Below are 20,251 nucleotides of genomic sequence, written 5' to 3' on the forward strand. Positions count from 1 at the left end.
CCCCGCCGTCGCTTGCTCATTAGACGCTACAGCCTTAGCCGTTGTAATCGCTTGACTCAACGCCGCTCTGGCGCTTGCCGGATACTCGCCTGGATTAGTACCTTCCGTTGTCGAAGCCAGTTCCGCCTCAGCTTCTGCAATCACTGCATTCAGCGCCGTCTTATCCGCTTCCGGCACCTTTGCTCCGCGATATGTTGTGAGAGCGGCGCTCAGATCGGCACGCGCTTGTTCTACCTGCCCCGCCGTCGCTTGCTCATTAGACGCTACAGCCTTAGCCGTTGTAATCGCTTGACTCAACGCCGCTCTGGCGCTTGCCGGATACTCGCCTGGATTTGTACCTTCCGTTGTCGAAGCTAGTTCCGCCTCGGCTTCCGCAATGACTGCATTCAGCGCCGTCTTATCCGCTTCCGGCACCTTCGCCCCGCGATATGTTGTGAGAGCGGCGCTTAGATCTATGCGCGCTTGCTCAACTTGCGCCGTCTTTGCCATCACATTCGACACCACTGTATTTGCAGCAGTGATCGCCTGATCTAACGTCGTTCTCGCACTCGCAGGATAATGACCGGGATCATTGCCTTCTTCCGTTGTGGACAGTTCACTTTGAGCTTCGCTAATTACTGCTTTTAAGGCTGTCTTATCAACTTCAATAATTTCCGAATCCCAATAATTCATAAGCGCATTCAATAGATTTTTTCGTGCCGTATCATAGACGGTATAAGGAACCCCAGGTTCGGCAGAGATTGCCTTCGCTTCTGCTATCGCATCGGCAAACGCCGTTCTCGCACTGGCTGGATACTGACCCGGATCAACACCTTCGGCAGTCGCTGCCAGTTCAGACTCCGCATCCGCAATAACAATGTCCAGCGCTTCCTTGTACTGCGTCTCCGCTGATACAAATTTCACGTTTTGCTGCGCGGGAATGACGATACCATTAATGCTGGCCGATATGACAGCCAGGCCTTCGGAAGTGCTCACTACTTTGGCAGAGAACTTCCCGTCCCCTTCATATACAAGCTGATCAACCGTTCCAATGCTGGATTGAATATCGATTTTATCTGTGCCGAACTTGGATATTCGCTTCCAATAATCAGCCAGCTGCAAGCGCACCGTTATCTCTTCATTCAAAAAAACTTCCGTTTTAGCAATGGTCCAATAAGCCTGCCTTGGATCAGTCATTGTCATTTGAGCAAACCGCGTAAGATGGGGTTCCGATCGGTTGCCTCCAAGCTGTCCATCATCGTTGATGCCTGTGCTCCATACTGTACCGTCCTTTAACAGCACGACACTATAAAACGCAGCTGTTGACATCTGCTGAATATCGGAAATAACCGTCCCATCCTCCGCCAGCCCAACTTTCTCCGGCGACTGAACGAAGGAGGCATTATCCCCGAGGCCTAATTGCCCGGCAACCTCATTTCCTAAGTAATTCATGCCGCTTCCCCAAGCCCACAGACTGCCATCCTGCTTGATAGCAAGCGTATGATTGAATCCTCCATCCACCATCGACACATCGTCAAACAGATCGCCTGAAGGAAGGATCAACTTCTCAGCACGGGTTCTGATTCTGGTATCATTCAGACCAAGCTGTGCAGCTTCGTTACTTCCCCATACCCATAACGCCCCGTCATTCCCAATGGCAAGCCCGTAGGCGTCGCCGCTTCCGATCGCCCGGATTTGTTCAAGGGGCGTACCATCCACCTTCGTTACCGGAGTAGGATACGATCGGTGAGTATAGGTGCCGTCACCCAATTGTCCTCTGCCGTTATATCCCCAGGCCAGCAGCTTTCCTTCATTGCCCTGAATCGCATAGGTCTGGCTGCCTCTGGACTTGATATCCTGTATATCTGTCAAAGGAACGCCCGCTGAGGCAAGCACTTGGACAGGGTACTGGACATAATTGAGCGTCGTACCGATTCCAGCCTGCCCCACTTGATTATCTCCCCAAGCCCATACCGTGCCATCCTCAGCCAAAGCGGAAGCATTCGTAGCACCCGCCGATATTTTCACAATTTTGGGGAGTCCGGCGATTGGCTCGGCTGCATAACTCACCATAAACTCCGGATTACGGCCAAGCTCATTGCTGGCATTAAATCCCCATGAATAGACGACCCCGTTCTCATCCAATGCCAATGAGTATTGCGGCCCCGCCGAAACCGCCACGATTTTGGTCAAATTCCGGTACTGTCCGTTGTACATCTCGTAGACAGGCATAGCTACATTCAAAGACTGTATAGAGCCGTTGCCAAATTGCCCGATATTATTTCTCCCCCAAGCCCTCACAGTCCCGTCGCTCAGCAGCGCCAAAACATGCGAGTCGCCCGCTGATATCGATACCACCTTCAATGAAAAAGGCTCATTCCCCGCAGCTGCCTTGACAGACACAGGAGCCGCAAGACCCCCTATAGCAAGCAGCGCTATCAAAAGCCATTTCAACGCCAATTGCGCCTTAAAATGCCCTCTTCCCCTTATGTAAGCCGCGTTCATCTTCTCCTGCTACCTCCTTTAATCTAAGCCTTTCATATCTCGACATGAAAGGACACGATTCTATTGATTGTACGGAAATTTGCCCTCGGAACAATTTGCAAATGTTAATTCCGTCTATTTTTATAACAGGGGTTCCGCTATACTGAAAGCAAGAAAGCTTGTCTGCATATGGAGGAACTATGAAGCTGAAGAATGACGCCAGCCATATCAACCTGCTGAAAACAAAAATAACCGCTCCGCGTCTCAGAGAGGGTCTAATTGAACGCAGCCGTTTGCTGCTTCAGCTGGACCGAAGCTTGGAGAGCAAGCTCACAGTCATATGCGCCCCTGCCGGCTTCGGCAAATCCACCTTGCTCGGGCAATGGGCCCGCAGCTCGAGTTCCCGCACGGCTTGGCTCTCTCTGGATGTGTTGGATAATGACGCTGTCCGCTTCTGGAGATATGCGGCTGCGGCTCTGTCCGGCTCCCTGCCGGAAGCAACGGCCGTTCGAATCAAGTGGCTGGCTCATACGCTGCCGCATGCTTCCCTGTATACCTTCATCGATGCCCTCATGAACGAGCTTCATGAGTTGGAGCATCCCTTTGCGCTTATTTTGGATGACTATCATGTCATTACCGATCAGCATATTCACGACAGCTTGTCCTACGCCATTACGTATCTGCCTGCTCATGTTCATCTAGTGGTAGCAAGCCGGGCCGAGCTGCCTTTCTCGACAAGCAGGTGGCTGGCCCAAGGCGAGCTAACCGTCATGTCTCTTAAAATGATGCAATTCGACGAAGAAGAAGCGGAAGCTTTCTATAGCAAAACACATAACCTTCCACTGTCCAAGGAGCATATCCAGAGCCTTCATCAGCGGACAGAAGGCTGGGTAACCGGCATGCAGCTTGCAGCCGTATCGCTTGCTCAGACGGCGGAACGAGACCGCTACATTGAACAGTTCCAGGGGAGCGAACGAAGCGTCTCCGGTTACCTGTTCGCAGAGGTATTCAGCTCGCTGCCGGAAGACATTCAGAAGTTTTTGCTGCGCTCCTCCGTCCTGAAGCGCATGGACGCAGAACTGGCTGGCGCAGTGACGACAAACCCAAATAGCGGAGCCATGCTGTCTTGGTTGGAAGCCAATCATCTATTTGTTCTGCCCATTGACCTCCAAGGGGTATGGTATCGGTATCATCCTTTGTTCGCGGAGTTTCTTAGCAAGATGCATGAACGCAACGATAGAGACAGCTGGCTGGAGTCCCATAGGCGAGCCAGCATCGCCCATTCGGAGCGCGGCATGATCGACGATGCCATCGACCACGCGATTGCCGCCGGAGAATACGGGCTGATGGAACAACTGCTGGAGACGCATGTCGGGGATATTTTAAGACAAGGGGAGTTTCGGAAAGTACTCCGCTGGTTCGAAAGCAAGCCGCCCGAAGCGGTGTCTTCACCTGAATGGTCCATTCTGTACATCTTCATTCTCACCGTGACCGGCCATATTGAACGGGCCAGTCAGCTCTTGCTCTCACTGGAAGCACAGGCAGACGTTATCGAAGATAAGGAACGCTTGAAATCGATCCATAGCGGCATCTTCTTTGTCCGCTCCAACATCCTCTTTTTTGGCGGCGATTACGAGGAATGGCTTTCATTTGCGACACGGCTAAAGGATGGATTGGCACACGATAATCTCGTCTTCTACAGCTACAACTTCAACGTTACGGAGCCGCAGCTGAACCGGACGCTGATTGGCCTTAAAGGCGTCCTCTCCAAGGATGTGGAGACTATTGGTCTGCGGTTCAGTCAAGCGCTGGAGGCATTGGGCTGGAAGAGCTCATTGTTTAATTTATACGTGAAGCTCTCGATAGGAGAAGGCTACTATGAATGGAATCGGCTGCAGGAGTGCCAGGAGCTGCTTCATCAGATTGGCGCATACAAGGACATCGAAGATACGCCCGGCCTGTTCATCCCTTACCGAATTCTGCAGGCGCGAATTTACTTGGCTAAGGGACATGAGCAGCTTGCTTATGACTGGATTGCCGAAGGCATGGATGTGGCGATTGCTTATTCGGATATGCGCTGGTTCAGAGCGCTGCGCGCCTTCCTCATCCGCTTGCATCTGACCCTTCATGCAGTTGGCGGAGCCAAGCAGGAAGCCGCATTGCTGCATCTGCCCGGGAAATCGTATCCCACTTTGAACCGTGAATTCGAATATTTATCGCTGGTACGGCTGCTCATCAGACAGAAGAAAGCATCACAGGCGCTTGACCTGTTAGCAGCGCTTAAACCGCAAGCGGAGCGAGAGGGCATTGTTGCAAGCATCGTGGAAATCTCCTTGCTTGCCGCAATCGCCGAGCGCCAGCGCGGACAGCGCAAAGCCGCAATGAGCCGGCTTGGAGAAGCATTGGCTATCGCTCAAGGAATGGATTACGTCCGGAGCATTCTGGATGAAGGCCAGCCGGCTGCCGAGCTTCTAAGGGACTATGTCCGGTTCAGCGCTCCCCAAGAGCAGCAGAGCCCGGAGGAGCCTCTGGCTGCCTATGCCCGCTCCCTTTTGCAAACGTTCCAGACTGATCGGCGATCGCCGGAATCGTCAGCACCGCCAGCAACGGCCGATCAAGAGCCATTGACTGAGAGCGAGCTTGGCTTGCTGAAGCTGATCTACCTAGGGGCGTCGAACAAGCAGATTGCTACCGAGCTGGGGCTATCCGAGGGAACCGTGCGCGTCTATCTGTCGCGCCTCTACCATAAGCTTGAAGTATCCTCGCGCACGCAAGCCGTATTGGCGGCCCGCACGAGAGGATTGTTCTGACACTTAAAAACGCTGAATGTACCGGGTACATTCAGCGTTTTATGATTTTCAAAAAAGGCTGCTCCTCTTGAGTGGCTGATACCACGAATATTGCCAAAAGACCGCTGCGGGTTGCCGAATATCCTCATCTGCAACTTTTGCAAATAAGTACAAGACCCGTAGCCAATTGGGTAGCTTGAACATTCGGTAATCTAATTGATTGTCCGATCATATGCGTTTACTACCGAATATACCGCATAAAACTCCCTGAGATGATTCATCCTGGGAGCTAATATTCGTTAGAAAGAGCCGCCCTTTTTTCAACGGGAGCATATGCTGGAAGCCAGCCTGTCAACTGTGCTCCGCCGTCTATATGATTGCTGACCGCAAGCTCGCCTCCATGCCTCCGGACGATGCGCTGAGCGATCGTTAATCCCAGTCCGCTGCCCCCTGTGGAACGGTTTCTGGACGCTTCCCCCCGGTAGAGAGGCTCGAAAGCGCGCTGCAGCTCCTCCTCTGTGAAGCCTGCGCCTGTATCGCAAATAGCAAAGATCACGCGATGCTCCTCTTTGCCGCAAAGAACAACAATAGCGCCGCCGGAGGGCGTGTGTCTGACGGCATTGTCCAGCAGATTGCTGATCGCACGCTCCAGCAAGTGCGCATCGCCGCTTACGATACCTCCCTCCGGCAATTCACTGGTGAAGGAAATATCCTTATGCCGGGCTGCCGGACTTACGCTGTCCATAGACTTTCGTATGACGGATGCCAGATCAGCGGATTCCCGCTTCAGCGACGTCTCTGCATATTCCATCTTAGTAAAGGTAAACAGATCCTCCACCAGCCGGTCCAGCTGCGCCGACTTTTCCTTACAGACCGCCAAATAATGCGCTGCTTTCTCCGGCGACTTGGCAATTCCCTGCTCCAATCCTTCAAGATATCCCCGCAAGGCGAACAACGGCGTTCGCAAATCATGCGCAACCGCAGCTATGACAAATCGTCTTTCTTCCTCCAGCTCCGCTTGCTTCCGGTAAGCAGCCTGCATGCCCTTCACCATCACGTCAAAGCCGTCGCGGACCTCGGCGATTTCCGTCATTCTCGTCCGCGGCAGCCGAACATCCCAATCCCCGTCCGCAATTTGTCTGGCGGCAGCGCTCATCTTCTCCAGCGGCCTTAAGAGAAATCTTCGCATCTCCATGCCGATGATGAAAAATGCGAGCAGCAATCCCGCCACGGCCGACATCGCCGGTATCTGGTTCGTTCTTGGGAGATAGATAATGGCTTTGCCAATGGGCAGACCGTCCTCCATGATCGTGTACCGTTCTGTCGAAGCTAGCGAGCCTCGGCGATCCGGGTTCGAGCGGTAGATGTCGCTGCCAGTTGCTGCTTGAAGGGTCACATCCATTCTCGTATCCTTCAACTGATTAGTAAGCCGGCTTTGCCAGTCGGCATCCGTCCACTTGGCTAAGCCTGCTTCGATGAAGGCCACTACTTCGCCCAGCTGTCTTTGCAGCGCTTCATCCTGCTGGCGGCTATTCATGAAGCTGAGCGACTGATTCTCCAGGAAATAAGCTGTTACATAGCAGATCCAAGGCAATAAGAGCAGGAGGAAAAAGCACAGCACCAGGAATGAGCGAATGCGAAGTGTCTTCATATTACCCTCCTTCAAAGCGGTACCCTATTCCCCATACGTTGACCAGCAGCTGAGGCTGATTCGGATCAGCCTCAATCTTCTCGCGCAGCCGGCTGAGATGCACCCGGATCGTATGCTTGTCGCCTACCCCGTCCCAAAACTTGTCGAGCAGCTGCTCATACGAAAAAACTTGACGGGGATGCTCGGCGAACAATCGAAGCAATTCGTACTCCTTGGGAGTAAGCACCGCTTTCTCCCCCTCTATGGTCACTTCTCTTGCCGTCAAATTCATGCGGAGCCGCCCATACTCCAGAATGCTCTCGGCTGCTGATGGCCGGGATGCCATTCGCCGCAGCACCGCTTTCACCCTGGCGACAATTTCGCCGGGCGAAGCGGTCTTGACGATATAATCGTCCCCGCCCAGCGTAAGCCCCCGAATCTTGTCCACGTCGTCGCTGCGGGCGCTCAGGAACAGAATCGGCACGTCGCTGTCCTTCCTGAGCCGGCGGCATAGCTCGAATCCGTTTTCGCCCGGCATCATAATATCAAGAACGATGCAATCAACCGCATGCTGCTGAAACAAGCTCCAGGCTTGATTAGCATCGCAAGCGGTCAACACATGGAATTCTTCATTCTCCAAAAAATCTCTAAGCAATTCTACGATACTCCGGTCATCATCTACGACGAGAATCGTCTGCGCCTCAGCCATGCATATCCCACCTTCTTCACTTAGTTTAACATCTTTACGAACCGCGCAATCCACTCCCCGCATATTGTGATGCTTTGTTGATCATTTCGTGACCTTTTTGACGCTTGGATTGAGAGAATCATTTGGTAAGTTAATAGCAGCAATAACGGAAGTGAAGTTCAAGAGGAGGTTTTGTGCATGAAAAATGTTCAAATTGTCTTATTCGATGGATTCGATTTGCTGGATGCTCTGGCTCCTTATGAGGTATTTTACGCGGCTGCTATGTATGCCGATAATGCGATTCGCGTAGAGCTGGTTACGGCCGAGGGAGCAAGAATGGTAGCCAGCGGCACCAATGGGCTGCGGATAGAAGCGACCGGGGTCTTGAACCCGGAGCAAGCGGATATCATTCTTGTTCCTGGCGCTTCGGGCCAGGTAGAAGGGGACGGTCCAGATACGATCCCAGCCATCTTGAATCGGGCTATGCAGACAGGCCTGACAAGTAAAGTCGAGCAGGCGCTCCGGCAGCCGGACACCATCGTCGTTACCGTTTGCGGCGGCTCGCTCCTCCTAGCGATGGGCGGCTTGCTGGAGGGCAGAATGGCAGTAACCCACCATATGGGCATGGAGGTGCTGGGTGCGACAGGCGCCATTCCTGTCCAGGCCCGTGTCGTGGATGATGGCAATCTGATTACTGGCGGCGGCGTGACTTCCGGGCTCGATGTTGCGCTGTATACAGTAGAGCGGGAGCTTGGGCCGCGCATCGCGCATGCGGTTGAGCAGCTGTTCGAATATGAACGCCGGGGAACGGCATGGAGGAATACCGGAATGTCGCCAGCAAAGCAAGCCCCAAGCGAGGAGAACGCGAGCATTCAAGAGTCTGATATGGCGGTACAGAAAGAAGTGATCGATCAGGAGCCCTCGCAAGCCTCTTCGTTCGACGGAGAATGGGATACGACGATTGCGACTCCGGTAGGCAAGCTTCAGGTCAGACTATCTATTGCCTCTAACAACGGCCTCATCCGGGGAAAGGCGATCCAAGGCGATGAGACAGTGGAATTTATCAACCCTGTGCTGCACGGCAACAAGCTGGCGTGGTCGCTTCGCATTACGAAGCCTATGCGCTTAAATCTCAGGTTCGAGGTCGAGACGGTCGGCAACCGGATGACCGGGGTCGCCAAGGCTGGCATTCTGCCCGCTTCCAAACTAACAGGAGAGCGAATTTCTTAGTCTCGACCATGATTGGATCTGATATGGGGGTTATGAATCGAATATGAAAAAACGACTATCGCTATACGGCCTATTGGCTGCCGTCAGCATCTTATTTATCCTTTATGCGCTTGCCAAAAATTATTGGATCGACCCTGAGGCGGGCAGCTTTCTCAGCTATAAAACCGAGCTTAAGCGCGAGCTGAATCTTCCCGTCTGGCTGAACGTGATGTACATTCATGTCGCCTTTGCATGTATCGCCATGGCTTCGGGTCTCATCAACTTTTCTGCGCGCTTTCTGCTGCTTTACCGCAAGCTTCACCGCATGAACGGCTACCTGTACATCGTATCCGTCCTGATCGTTGTAATTACTTCCGGTTATATGGCTCCTTACGCCACAGGAGGGAAAATAAGCAGCATAGGCTTCAATCTGCTCAATATCATATGGCCGATTATTACGATTACTGCGCTCGTACAAATTAAGAAAAAACAAATGATCAAGCATCGGAACTGGATGATTCGCAGTTATGCCTTCTGTTTTACCAACATGCTGATTCATCTTATTGCCGTACTGTTCCATCAAGGATTCGGGTTCTTGTACCCGGAAAGCTACATCATTGGCGTATACGGCTCTATCGCGCTTCTGCTGATTATCCCGGAAGTCATCATTCGAATCATAGGCCAGCACATCCCTGGCAAGCCGTCCCGTCCGAACATCGCCAAGAGATGACGAATGCCGCGCGTGCTGGCATTGAAATAAATCAGCCCTTCACCAGTCTAGGTGGAGGGCTGCATTCGTTATTTCTGGTGAAGCACGAGGTCGATCTCCTGGAAGCGGTTAACCTGCTTCAACCATCGCTCCTGCACATATTGAACATGGACCGGATGATTATTATAGCTTTCATAGGCTTGTCCGTCTGCAAATACCATAGAGAAGCCGTAGTCGAAATCAGCCTTCGGACTCACCTGACGAAACACCTCAAACTGCTCTACGCCTGGGATTGCGGCCAGCTCATCCTTGCTCGTTCGCAAAAACAGCTCCACCTCCTCATTGTCCTTGCCCGAATGCAGCGAAAACACAACCATATGCTTAATCGCGCTCATGCTCCTTCTCCTCCCTATTGCCCAGGTATTGGGTGCTTAATGGCCTCATTGTATCATTCTGGCAAGCATCCCCATAAGCGCTGATTATGCAAAATAATTATGCATATATGACATAAGCTGTCGTATTCAAGGCTCTATAATGAGGCAGTATACAAAGAGAGGAGCTGAACAATATGAAACCTTTATCTGGAAAAGTAGCTCTCGTCGCCGGAGGAACACGCGGCGCGGGCCGAGGCATCGCCATTGAACTGGGCGCCGCTGGAGCAACGGTCTATGTTACGGGCCGAACCACGCGGACTCAGCGCTCGGAATACAATCGGCCTGAGACGATTGAAGAGACGGCGGAGCTGATCGAGCAGGCTGGCGGCATCGGCATCGCGGTACAGGCCGATCATCTTGACCCGCTTCAGGTAGAAGCATTAGTCGCTCGAATCGAGCGTGAGCAAGGACGGCTGGACATCTTGGTCAATGACATTTGGGGCGGCGAATATATGGTGGAATGGAATGTTCCCGTCTGGGAGCATTCACTGGAGAGCGGCTTGCGTATGCTGCGTCTGTCTATAGACACCCATATTATTACAAGTCGCTATGCGCTGCCGTTATTGATCCGCAACCCCGGCGGACTAGTCATAGAGGTGACAGACGGCACAAGGTCCTATAACGATGCGAACTACCGCTTATCCTTTTATTATGATCTGGCCAAAACCTCAATCCTTCGCATGGCGAAGTCGCTGGCGCATGAGCTTGCTCCTCATGGCTGCACGGCCCTCGCGGTTACGCCAGGCTGGATGCGCTCCGAGATCATGCTTGAAGTCTTTGGCGTAACCGAAGACAAATGGCAGGATGCGCTCCAGCGGGAGCCGCACTTCGCCATCTCGGAAACGCCGCGATATATCGGGCGCGGTATCGCTGCCTTGGCGGGCGACCCAGACGTATCCCGCTGGAATGGGCTATCGACATCCAGCGGCGAGCTTGCCAAGCTATACGGCATTCATGATCTGGACGGCTCGCAGCCTGATGCCTGGCGCTACATTACAGAAGTGCAGGACGCCGGCAAACCGGCGAATGTAACGGGATACCGCTAAAACTTTAATGGTTGGCAGCAGGCTTGGAGACATTACGTTCGCTCTGAGCCTGTTGACACCCATCATATTCGCCAATATAATAGTCGCAACAACTATAATCATGTCTATTATAAAGGAGCTTCCCCTTGGAATTAGAAAAGTATATCGGCGTCAATGTGCAGCGTGCTGCCCTGAAGCTGAATAACTATTATCAGAAAGTCGTCAATCCGTTCGATATTACCGTGGATCAATGGGAGATCCTTGTCGTTCTGTGGGAGAAGGAAGGCATTACCCAGAAGGAGCTTGCGGAGCGGCTCCATAAGGATCAGACCAATGTGGCTCGCATGCTGTTCAAGCTGGAGAAGAAAAGCTTTATTTATCGAGTGACGCATGAAACGGATCGCAGGTCCCTGCGTGTCTACCTGACCGCCAAAGGCAAGGAAGTGAAAGAAGCCATCCTCGTACCTTCCATTGAAGCGTACCAAAAAACGATTGAAGGTTTGACGGAGGAGGAAGTTGAGACGTTCCAAAGAGTTCTCTCCGTCATGTACAACAATGTGAAGGATCTATAAATCAGGCCTTAAGTGAGGAGGTAAACATACCAAGCGGATACGCATCCATTAGAGGGGCAGATCAAATAGTTGCTACGACCATTATCATCAATACAAGTTTATTCACTTGTTCAATATCGAAGGGCTTATTACCCAGTCCATATACTTGCTAGGACAATTAATGTCATAGCAATCAAGAAGGGAGAAACAATGTGACCGCCTCGAAAAAAGAAACCGGGATATGGGATGCCCCGTACCGAGCTTTAACCATAGGCATTTTACTTGCTGTCATGACCGTCGCTTTCGAGGGTTTGGCTATTACGACGATTGCGCCCAGCATAGCCCAGAAGCTGGAGGGCCTTCACTTGTACGGCTGGATATTCAGCGCCTTTCTGCTGGCGCAAATCGTGGGAACGATGATGATCGGACAGCGAATCAGCAGCAACGGCGTGTTTGCCTCATTTGTCATATCGATACTCATCTTCTTAGTCGGCCTTATTATTGCAGCTGTATCTATGAGTATGTTCATGCTTATTGCAGGGAGAGTGCTGCAGGGATTCGGCGCAGGTGCAATTGTTACATGCGTCTATTACATCATCACATTAAGGTATCCGGATCATCTGAGAACTAAAATTTTGGCTATGTTTTCCGCTGCCTATATTTTGCCCGCGCTTATAGGGCCTTATATTGCCGGATTGCTGACGGAGCATTTCTCCTGGAGAGTGGTGTTTTGGCTGGTGCTGCCTATCATTGGACTCGCTGTCATTCTCACGCTTCCCGCTTTCCGCAAATTCTCTACAACAGAAAAAGGCAGGGCAAGCAAATTCAGCCGCAAAGAAGGTCTCGCTATTCTGCTTGCAATCGGAACCGGAATGCTGCTCAGCGGACTCGGCATGATTACGAATTGGAAAGGCATCGTCTTGTCGATCGCCGGCATTCTGATCATGATTATCCCTTTGCGAGCGCTTCTGCCTGAGGGGACATTTCGCGCAAGAAAAGGTCTTCCTGCCACGATATTGTCCAGAGGATTATTTGTCGCCTGTTATAACGCTACCGAGAGCTATGTCGTACTCGCATTGACGGATGTGAAAAAGCTGCCTGCCGATCTGGCAGGACTCATCGTCGCTGCTGGCGCATTAAGCTGGTCAGCGGCAGCCTGGCTCCAGTCGAAGCTGGATGCCAAGGATCAAGGCCAAGGACGTCAAAGACGTGTGATGGCCGGAATCGGCTTTATGATCATCGGAGTTGTTGCAGTCATCCTGTCAGTCAGTCTCCCCGGAGGCGGGATCGTATTTGCCGTGCTGTCCCAAATCTTCACCGGATTCGGCATCGGCCTCGCACATCCGACTACTGGGGCGATTGCCTTGCAGCATGCGCAGGCGGGCAAAGAAGGTGAGGTATCGGCCAGTCTTCAATTTACGGATGCCTTCAGTCCCGGCTTAAGCATCGGAATCGGCGGCGCCTTTATTGCCATCAGCTACACGCTGGAATGGGGCCTGCTGACCGGCATTGTTATCGCCTTGTCGCTGCAACTGCTCTTTGCACTTATCAGCTTCTTGATTTCTTTTCGCATCAAGCAAGTCGTATAGCATTAACTCCGTGTCTGGGATTCACTGCCCCTTAGGCGGGAAGGCCGGTCCGCGCTTGGACCGGCCTTCCCGTCTCATTCTATTTACTTGGATGCGATCCCCCATCCGCTTGTTTCCTGCTGCAGCGACCATATCCGGGTCAATCTTTTTGCGGTTTGACAGCAGCCCATCATTCATCCAGCTAAAAAATCCACCTCATATATCTGATTATGCCGTACCTCCAGCAGGCGCTCCATACCGGAGATGATAGATAATGCGACCCGTTTTCTGACCATCTTCATTATTAAAAACGACAAAATAGGATCCGCATCCGCAAGGAGAGCTGTCTGCCGTCAATTCAGTCCTGCGAGTCCCTTTGGTCAGTCGCTCAACAAGCGGATGCGGTTCCAAAGCCATACCTGAGCTGTCATTCATTCGGCGACGCGATAGGCAACGTAAAAGCCAGCATAACGCCGCCGTCTATATTGGAAATCAAGTAGCGGCTCCCATGCCGATCGAGCAAATGCTTGACAATGGAAAGGCCAATGCCGTTGCCGTCATCCATACGGCTGCCAGAGGCATCTGCGCGATAAAAGGCATCCCACACATGGCGTATATGCTCTTTTTCAATTGGAGCTCCTTCATTCAACACTTCAATCAGAACGCAATTGGATTCAGCCCCGCTGCGCACCCGAAGCTCAATACTTCCTCCCTCCGGCGTGTGGCGAATCGCATTGGTCAGCAAGTTGGTCATGATTTGCTCCAGGCGGTGCGGATCGGAACGCACCATGACCTCATTCTCCGCCAACCACTCCAATTTCAGCATCCGGTCTGAAGCAAGCGGTTCTACCGATTGCAGCACATATTCCAATGAGGAGCGGAGCGGTACTTTACTCCACCGGAAATTGAAGTGACCGCTCTCGAGCTGGGACAAATCCAGTAAATCCTTCACAAGGCGGGTAAGCCGCTCCGCCTCATTCATAATAACCGAGGCGTATTTGTTCCGTTTCGCTTCTTGGCCTACATTGTCACGAAGCATCTCCGCATAACCATGAATCAGACTGACAGGCGTCTTCAGCTCATGGGACACGTTGGCGACGAACCGCTTTCGCAGCAGCTCCAGCCCCTTCTCCTTATCAATATCTTGCTGCAGCTGTTCGTTAGCCGCTTGCAGCTCGCCCATTGTGCCGTTCAGCTTGGTCGCTAAATAATCAAAGGTGGTCGCCAGTTCTCCAATTTCATCATTGCGCTTGATCTTGGTGCGTGCGGAGAAATCCAGACGCACAAGCCTCTTCGCCATCTCGTTCAACTGCACGAGCGGACGAGAAATGACGCGTGTGAACAACAATGCAAAACCGAGCAGCGGGATAACCGCAGCAAGGAAAAAATAGATGTAGAACGTTCCCAGCAAAGAAGCTGCATCGGTCACAGGCTGCGGCGAAGAGAAGGTATACATGTACTGCTGCACACCTCCTGCCTCGGAAAGTGGCGCCAATGCTGCCCAACAATTGTCGTGGCCTTCATCGCCCTCCACCTTCAGAAACATGACAGCCGTACCGTCCCGAGATTGCTGCTCCTTCAATTCACTCAGTTGAGGAGTAAAACAATTCATATTAGGAGGAGCGGTTCCATCAGGCCAATTGCTCAGCACTACGGATGCCCTGTCAACCTGGGTTTCGATGACCGTCCATGAATAGTGATCCCCGTCAAACTTGGCCATGCGCTTCAGCATATCATTGGGAGACTTCATCTCCATAATCTCCTTATACATGCTTGCAAAGTCTCGCTCCAGCTTCGCCGCCCTCATCTTCAGCGAATAGTCCTCGAAAAAAAACAATTGCAAGACCATGAACAACGCTGTGAATGCCAGAAAACCGCCGGCCGTAATCCAATATACTTTTTTCGCCAGACTCGAACGATGTGTTTTCATCGATATTTATACCCGTTTCCTCTAACGGTGACGATACGGCCCGCATCTTCGCCTAACTTGCGGCGCAGCCGCTTAATATGCGTGTCTACCGTTCGCGCGTCTCCGAAGTAGTCCATCCCCCATACCCGATCTAAAATCGTGTCGCGAGTAAGCACCTGATTAGGATGGACGGCCAAGCAGCGAAACAGCTCAAATTCTTTTGAAGTTAACGGGAACGCTCTTCCATTCTTACATACTTCACGCGCAATTTCGTCCATAACCAATTCGTCGCTGACGCTCTGCCCGTCCTCCATTTCATGTCTCCGGCGGTTGAGCAGCACGCGGATTTTGGCCGACAGAACCTTCAGACTGAATGGTTTCGTCACGTAATCATCAGCGCCGTAGCTGTAACCAGTCAGCTCGTCCTCTTCCTCCGCCTTGGCTGTCAGCATGACAATCACAACATCGGATAAGGTCCGAATTTCTTCGCAGACTTCAAATCCGTTTTTTCCCGGCATCATCACATCAAGGATAACCAAATCTATCGGCTTGCTTTCTATCATTTGAACTGCGTCCTCTCCTGTCGCAGCATGAACGATAACGTAGCCTTCGCACTCCAAATAATCGGCAATCATTTCACGCAGCAGCCGTTCATCATCAACAACAAGTATTGTGTGGTTTATCCTCACCCTCCACCTTTCCTGTTACCTGTTCTTAGATCGTACTCATCTGCTTCCCCTGTCAATTATGCGCTCCGCAAGTTGTCACATGGATGACACAAAGGAGAAGTAAGATTATTCTGCGCGCTGGAATTTATCAATCATTATGGAGGATGCGATATGAGATTGCAACATATGCTGCGCCGCGATGGGGCTGTCGCATTAGGTTTTTTGGCGCCTAGTCTACTTGGCTTTTCGCTCTTCTATCTCATCCCTTTTGCGATCGGAGCCGTCTACTCTGTCCAAGACGGATCACAGGGCGGTCACTTTGTAGGACTGGCCAATTATGCGGATTTACTGAGCAGCGGATCGTTCCGCAAAGCGACATGGAATACGCTCTGGTTCACAGCAGTCAGCGTTCCTGTCATGATCATCTGCTCGCTGCTAATCGCTATGGCGCTGAATCGGCATGTATACTTTCGAAGCGGACTTCGGATGTCCTATGTTTTGCCGCTTGTCGTGCCGGTCGCCTCTGTCGTTCTCGTCTGGCAAATCCTGTTCGACTGGAACGGAGGACTTAATCAACTGCTTGCCTTTTTCGGTGTAGATCGCGTGGATTGGCTCAATTCAGGCTGGGCCAGAGGAGTTGTGCTGTTTCTCTATATTTGGAAAAACACTGGTTACAATGTGATCTTATTCCTCGCCGGCTTGCAGCAAATTCCTGCAGACTACTATGAAGTTGCCAGTCTGGAGGGCGCGTCCAAAATGCGCCAGTTTTCGATTACACTGGTCTATCTCGTTCCCACCATGTTTTTTGTGGTTATTATGTCGATTATGCAATCTTTCAAAGTTTTCCGCGAGGTCTACCTGCTCTCGGGCGATTATCCGCATGACAGCATCTATATGCTGCAGCATTACATGAACAACATGTTTTTCTCGCTGGATATCCAGAAGCTGACCTCTGCAGCGATCCTGATGGTCGCTGCCATCTGGCTCATCGTCGCCGTGTTGTTCCGGGGAGAGAAATGGTTCCGCAGCTTCATGGAATAAGAAATCAGCAGACATGCAAAGGAGGTGAGAAACATTGAATGCCAATCAAGTGCAATCCAGTGATAGCGCTCAGACAGAAGGAAAGAGGCTTCAGCTCAAAACCGTAGCGAACACGGTCATTCTTGCTCTGTTCGCCCTCCTCTTCCTGATGCCGGTCATCTTGACAGCTATCAATTCCATCATGACCGAGCAGGAGATTCAACAAAATAACGCTGCACTTGGCGTATTGGATGCCCATACTTTCGTCAATTTGAAATGGATTCCGGACATGGTCTCTCTGGAGCAATACAAAACTATTCTGCTGGGCAGCCCGCACTTTTTGCGTATGTTCTGGAATTCAGTACTGCTGGTTGTGCCCATGATTATCGGACAAGCCATCGTGGCCAGCCTGGCGGCATACGCCTTCACCAAGCTGCGCTTCCGGGGACGAGACGCATTGTTCTACGTGTATCTGCTGACTATGCTGATGCCGTTCCAGGTGACGATGGTTCCCAACTATATCGTGGCCGACTGGTTGGGGTGGATTAATTCCCCCGCCTCGATTATTGGGCCGGGCATCTTTGCCGCGTTCGGGGTTTTTCTGATGAGACAATTCCTGATGAACATTCCGTACGCCTATATCGAAGCAGGGAAAATAGACGGAGCCGGACATCTCCGCATTTTCATATCCATCCTTCTGCCCATGATCAAGCCTGGCGTGGCTGCCTTGCTGCTGCTCTTATTCGTGGATTACTGGAACATGGTCGAGCAGCCGCTTATTTTTTTGCATGACGCGGTCAAACAACCGCTCTCCGTATACTTGTCCCGCTTGCGGGGCGACTTTATCGGCATCGCCTTTGCTGCTTCCATGATCTATATGGCGCCGATGATTCTTATCTTTCTAAATGCGGAGCCCTACTTTATCAGAGGCGTGCAATTATCCGGCATAAAGGGCTGACGGACTTAACCGGCAGGAAACGGACGACTTATTGCACATAGAGCTGATCATCATTAAATCATAACCTTGCCGAGGAGGGAACGTCATTGGATAGCAAAGCGATTGAGGGGCGCATGCGGCGGATTTTGCTTATCTTGTTTGTCATCGCCCTCATTTTGCTGACATTATTCAGCAATACCCTTCTGAGCTTCAGACTCCCCGCTGTCGTAACTGCCGCACCTAGCACAGAGCGGCTGAAGATATCCATTGAGGGGGAAGGGAAGCTTCGTATCGCGGACCCGATCGAAGTGAAAAACAAAAACGGCTTGAAGCTTGCACGCCTTGCGGTGAAAGAAGGAGCCCGCGTCCAAAAAGGAGACATTATCGCAGAATATAACACCGAGACGCTGGAGCGCCAGATCAGAGATGCAGAAACCCAATTGCAAAAGAGCAAACTTCAAGCCGGCCAACTGGAGGAACAATTTATACAAGCCAATATCAGCGGGGATGAGCTGCAGTTACGCGAAGCGAAACGAGCTATGGAGCTCGACCGCATCGACCAACAGCTTCAAAGCCAGAAGCTTGCGGATATGAGACAAGATTTAAACGAGCAGAGATATGAACGGGCATCTACTGAGGGGATTGTTGCTGAGGTGAAGGCTTCCACCGAGGATATGCCGTCCCCCGGTGGGACGGTTGTCGTACTGATGAAAGAAGTTGAGGGCTATGAGTTTTCCTTTACAATTCCTGAGCACAAAGCCGGCTGGCTGGAAGAAGGAGAGTCCGTTGATGTGCAGCTAGGCGGAGATAAGAATAGCAGCATCAGCGGTGTCATTCACTCACTGGACATTGGAGACTCAGGGACTCCTTCACCGGGGACAAGCCCAACAGAAGCGGCTGTTGCAGTCACGATTCGGGTCCCAGCGGCAGCGCAGGACATTAAACTGGAATCGGGCTTGAAAGCCAAGGTCTCCATTGAAAAGACATCGGAACAATCAGGTTTTCTGGTTCAGACCAAGTGGCTGAATCAAGACATGGAGGGCACTTTCCTCTACCTGGTTAAAGAGACGCTTGGAGCCTTCGGCAATGAATACATCGTCTATAAAACAACCGTCAATGTACTGGCCGATTCCGGAGACTATTCACTCGTTCAGGGCCTTACCTCCAAGGACAACATCATTATTGAAACGAGCGAGCCTCTGAAAGAAGGCAATCGAGTCCGCGTCAAATAGCAGTTGACGCAATGATCACATATGCAGGAGGAGAATCCATAAGTATGAGAATGAATAAGAGAACCTTCACCCTTAGTGTTATAAGTGTATTTACGATCTTGACGTTTATACTGTCTGCTTGCGACGGAGATGCCAAAGAAACCGGCCAAACCCCAGGCAAAAAGCAAGTCGTAATGGCGACCATGAGTGAAAATCGCTTCCTCGAATTCGCCAAGGAGAAATACGAAGCACTGCATCCCGATATTGAAATTGTCTACAAGGTATATCAAGAGCTGGACTTTAGAGACCAGGGAAACACCGGAGTCGTATCCATGCCGACGAAAGAAGACCAGGAGAAATATATATCAACCATCAATACGGAGCTAATGTCGGGGGCTGGTCCGGATATCCTGGATACATCAGATTTGCCCGTCAACAGGTATAAGGATAAAAAGATGCTCGTCAACTTCTACGACATGATGGATCAGGATCAAAGCTTCAAAAAAGCGGATTACTTCCAAAATATATGGAGCAGCACAGAGCTGGATAGCGGCCTCTACTCCTTTCCTATCGATTTTCATTTGGAAATGCTGAATGCCAACAGCGAGTTGCTGGAGCAGGGTGGAGTACAGCTTCAAGAGCCCTTATCATGGGACGATGTCCTGGCTGCAACGGAGAAGGTAAGGGAGGCTGTGAGCAACGATGTTTCCGCCATTAGCGGCAGCTTTGCCCCTGAGCACTTGGCAAGTGAACTGGTCAGTCAATATTATTCTCAATTGGTGGATGCCAATAATAAAAAAGCCCACTTCGATTCCGAAGACTCCCGCCGCTTAATCCTAAAAGTTAAGGAGATGTTCGATAAAGGCCTCACATGGACGGGTATATCCGACAGTGGAGATATGGGGGACATTCAAAAACGGATCGAACTTACCATTTTTACGAGACACTTTTTTATGAGCCCGGCAGACTTTGCTACAAGCGATACCTTGTACAGACAGCCCTCTCTTGATGGCAATAATGATGAGCTATCCTTTGGGTCATCGCTGAACCTGGGGCTTAACGCGAGCTCCGCCAATAAACAAGAGGCTTGGGATTTCTTGAAATTCCTCGTTTCCGAGGAAATGCAGCAATCGCCCGCAAGAATGGGCCTGCCAATCAACAAGCTGGTATATAACGAAATGTTCGATGGAATGGTAGATGAAGTCAAGAAAAGCGGAAGTGTAACAACACCTCATGGAGAACGGCAAGTTACCATGACAGCGGAGCAATTGGAGAGCTTGCGCTCTCTGGGCGAGAAAGCAAATCAGAAATCGTCGGGAGATCCTAAAATATTGGATATCTTCCGAACGGAAATCCAACCTTATTTTGTCGGACAGAAGTCGCTGGAGAGTGCCCTCAGCAGTATCCAGAGCAAAGTAACCACTTACCTGAACGAATAAC

The 20,251-nt window shown here is 51.4% G+C and carries 17 protein-coding genes; 10 read left to right on the top strand and 7 right to left on the bottom strand.

Annotated elements, in window-relative coordinates; translation table 11 throughout:
- A partial coding sequence (locus ACFVSO_RS19965) for an RCC1 domain-containing protein (RefSeq protein WP_483875069.1) occupies window positions 1-2,484 on the bottom strand: 2,484 nt, incomplete at its 3' end.
- A gap of 179 nt (window positions 2,485-2,663) precedes the next feature.
- Here ACFVSO_RS19965 and ACFVSO_RS19970 point away from each other — a divergent pair.
- Window positions 2,664-5,273, top strand: coding sequence for a winged helix-turn-helix domain-containing protein (locus ACFVSO_RS19970; RefSeq protein WP_387476807.1), 2,610 nt, complete (start codon window positions 2,664-2,666; stop codon window positions 5,271-5,273).
- A gap of 268 nt (window positions 5,274-5,541) precedes the next feature.
- On the opposite strand, the gene ACFVSO_RS19975 is transcribed toward ACFVSO_RS19970, so the two are convergent.
- Both ACFVSO_RS19975 and ACFVSO_RS19980 read right to left on the bottom strand, forming a co-directional pair.
- Complete coding sequence (locus ACFVSO_RS19975) at window positions 5,542-6,903, bottom strand: sensor histidine kinase (RefSeq protein ID WP_387476809.1); 1,362 nt, start codon at window positions 6,901-6,903, stop codon at window positions 5,542-5,544.
- A gap of 1 nt (window position 6,904) precedes the next feature.
- A complete protein-coding gene (locus tag ACFVSO_RS19980; RefSeq protein ID WP_387476811.1) occupies window positions 6,905-7,591 on the bottom strand; it encodes a response regulator transcription factor in 687 nt (228 codons plus the stop codon).
- A gap of 177 nt (window positions 7,592-7,768) precedes the next feature.
- Between ACFVSO_RS19980 and ACFVSO_RS19985 the strand changes: the two genes are divergently transcribed.
- Together ACFVSO_RS19985 and ACFVSO_RS19990 are read left to right on the top strand one after the other, a co-directional pair.
- Window positions 7,769-8,800, top strand: coding sequence for a DJ-1/PfpI family protein (locus tag ACFVSO_RS19985; protein ID WP_387476813.1), 1,032 nt, complete (start codon window positions 7,769-7,771; stop codon window positions 8,798-8,800).
- A 43-nt stretch (window positions 8,801-8,843) separates the two neighbouring features.
- Complete coding sequence (locus ACFVSO_RS19990; RefSeq protein ID WP_387476815.1) at window positions 8,844-9,509, top strand: DUF2306 domain-containing protein; 666 nt, start codon at window positions 8,844-8,846, stop codon at window positions 9,507-9,509.
- A gap of 68 nt (window positions 9,510-9,577) precedes the next feature.
- Here the strand turns inward: ACFVSO_RS19990 and ACFVSO_RS19995 are convergent, their stop codons facing one another.
- Window positions 9,578-9,883 (bottom strand): Dabb family protein, encoded by a 306-nt coding sequence (locus ACFVSO_RS19995; RefSeq protein ID WP_387476817.1) that lies wholly within the window; start codon window positions 9,881-9,883, stop codon window positions 9,578-9,580.
- A 173-nt stretch (window positions 9,884-10,056) separates the two neighbouring features.
- On the opposite strand from ACFVSO_RS19995, the gene ACFVSO_RS20000 reads away from it, so the two are divergent.
- The 3 genes from ACFVSO_RS20000 (at window position 10,057) to ACFVSO_RS20010 (ending at window position 13,087) form a co-directional block, all read left to right on the top strand.
- Window positions 10,057-10,968: an SDR family oxidoreductase gene (locus tag ACFVSO_RS20000; RefSeq protein ID WP_387476819.1), complete on the top strand. Its 912-nt coding sequence runs from the start codon at window positions 10,057-10,059 to the stop codon at window positions 10,966-10,968.
- A gap of 125 nt (window positions 10,969-11,093) precedes the next feature.
- Window positions 11,094-11,519: a MarR family winged helix-turn-helix transcriptional regulator gene (locus ACFVSO_RS20005; RefSeq protein WP_387476821.1), complete on the top strand. Its 426-nt coding sequence runs from the start codon at window positions 11,094-11,096 to the stop codon at window positions 11,517-11,519.
- 191 nt (window positions 11,520-11,710) lie between these two features.
- Complete coding sequence (locus ACFVSO_RS20010) at window positions 11,711-13,087, top strand: MFS transporter (RefSeq protein WP_387476823.1); 1,377 nt, start codon at window positions 11,711-11,713, stop codon at window positions 13,085-13,087.
- Window positions 13,088-13,108: 21 nt separating this feature from the next.
- On the opposite strand, the gene ACFVSO_RS20015 is transcribed toward ACFVSO_RS20010, so the two are convergent.
- The 3 genes from ACFVSO_RS20015 to ACFVSO_RS20025 form a co-directional block, all read right to left on the bottom strand.
- Window positions 13,109-13,264, bottom strand: coding sequence for a hypothetical protein (locus tag ACFVSO_RS20015; protein WP_387476825.1), 156 nt, complete (start codon window positions 13,262-13,264; stop codon window positions 13,109-13,111).
- Window positions 13,265-13,493: 229 nt separating this feature from the next.
- Window positions 13,494-14,996, bottom strand: coding sequence for a sensor histidine kinase (locus ACFVSO_RS20020; protein WP_387476827.1), 1,503 nt, complete (start codon window positions 14,994-14,996; stop codon window positions 13,494-13,496).
- On the bottom strand, window positions 14,993-15,664 hold the full coding sequence (locus ACFVSO_RS20025; protein ID WP_387476829.1) for a response regulator transcription factor: 672 nt from the start codon (window positions 15,662-15,664) through the stop codon (window positions 14,993-14,995). Before ACFVSO_RS20025 ends, ACFVSO_RS20020 begins: the two co-directional genes overlap by 4 nt.
- A gap of 150 nt (window positions 15,665-15,814) precedes the next feature.
- On the opposite strand from ACFVSO_RS20025, the gene ACFVSO_RS20030 reads away from it, so the two are divergent.
- The 4 genes from ACFVSO_RS20030 (at window position 15,815) to ACFVSO_RS20045 (ending at window position 20,250) form a co-directional block, all read left to right on the top strand.
- Window positions 15,815-16,684, top strand: a complete 870-nt coding sequence (locus ACFVSO_RS20030) for a carbohydrate ABC transporter permease (protein ID WP_387476831.1) — start codon at window positions 15,815-15,817, stop codon at window positions 16,682-16,684.
- Between the two features lie 148 nt (window positions 16,685-16,832).
- Window positions 16,833-17,621: a carbohydrate ABC transporter permease gene (locus ACFVSO_RS20035; RefSeq protein ID WP_387476927.1), complete on the top strand. Its 789-nt coding sequence runs from the start codon at window positions 16,833-16,835 to the stop codon at window positions 17,619-17,621.
- 86 nt (window positions 17,622-17,707) lie between these two features.
- Entirely contained in the window at window positions 17,708-18,832 is a 1,125-nt protein-coding gene (locus ACFVSO_RS20040) for an efflux RND transporter periplasmic adaptor subunit (RefSeq protein ID WP_387476833.1), read from the top strand.
- A gap of 44 nt (window positions 18,833-18,876) precedes the next feature.
- Window positions 18,877-20,250, top strand: coding sequence for an ABC transporter substrate-binding protein (locus ACFVSO_RS20045; protein ID WP_387476835.1), 1,374 nt, complete (start codon window positions 18,877-18,879; stop codon window positions 20,248-20,250).
- The last annotated feature ends 1 nt before the right edge of the window (window position 20,251 follow it).

Source organism: Paenibacillus sp. NPDC057967 (assembly GCF_042887015.1).
Taxonomy (GTDB): domain Bacteria; phylum Bacillota; class Bacilli; order Paenibacillales; family Paenibacillaceae; genus Pristimantibacillus.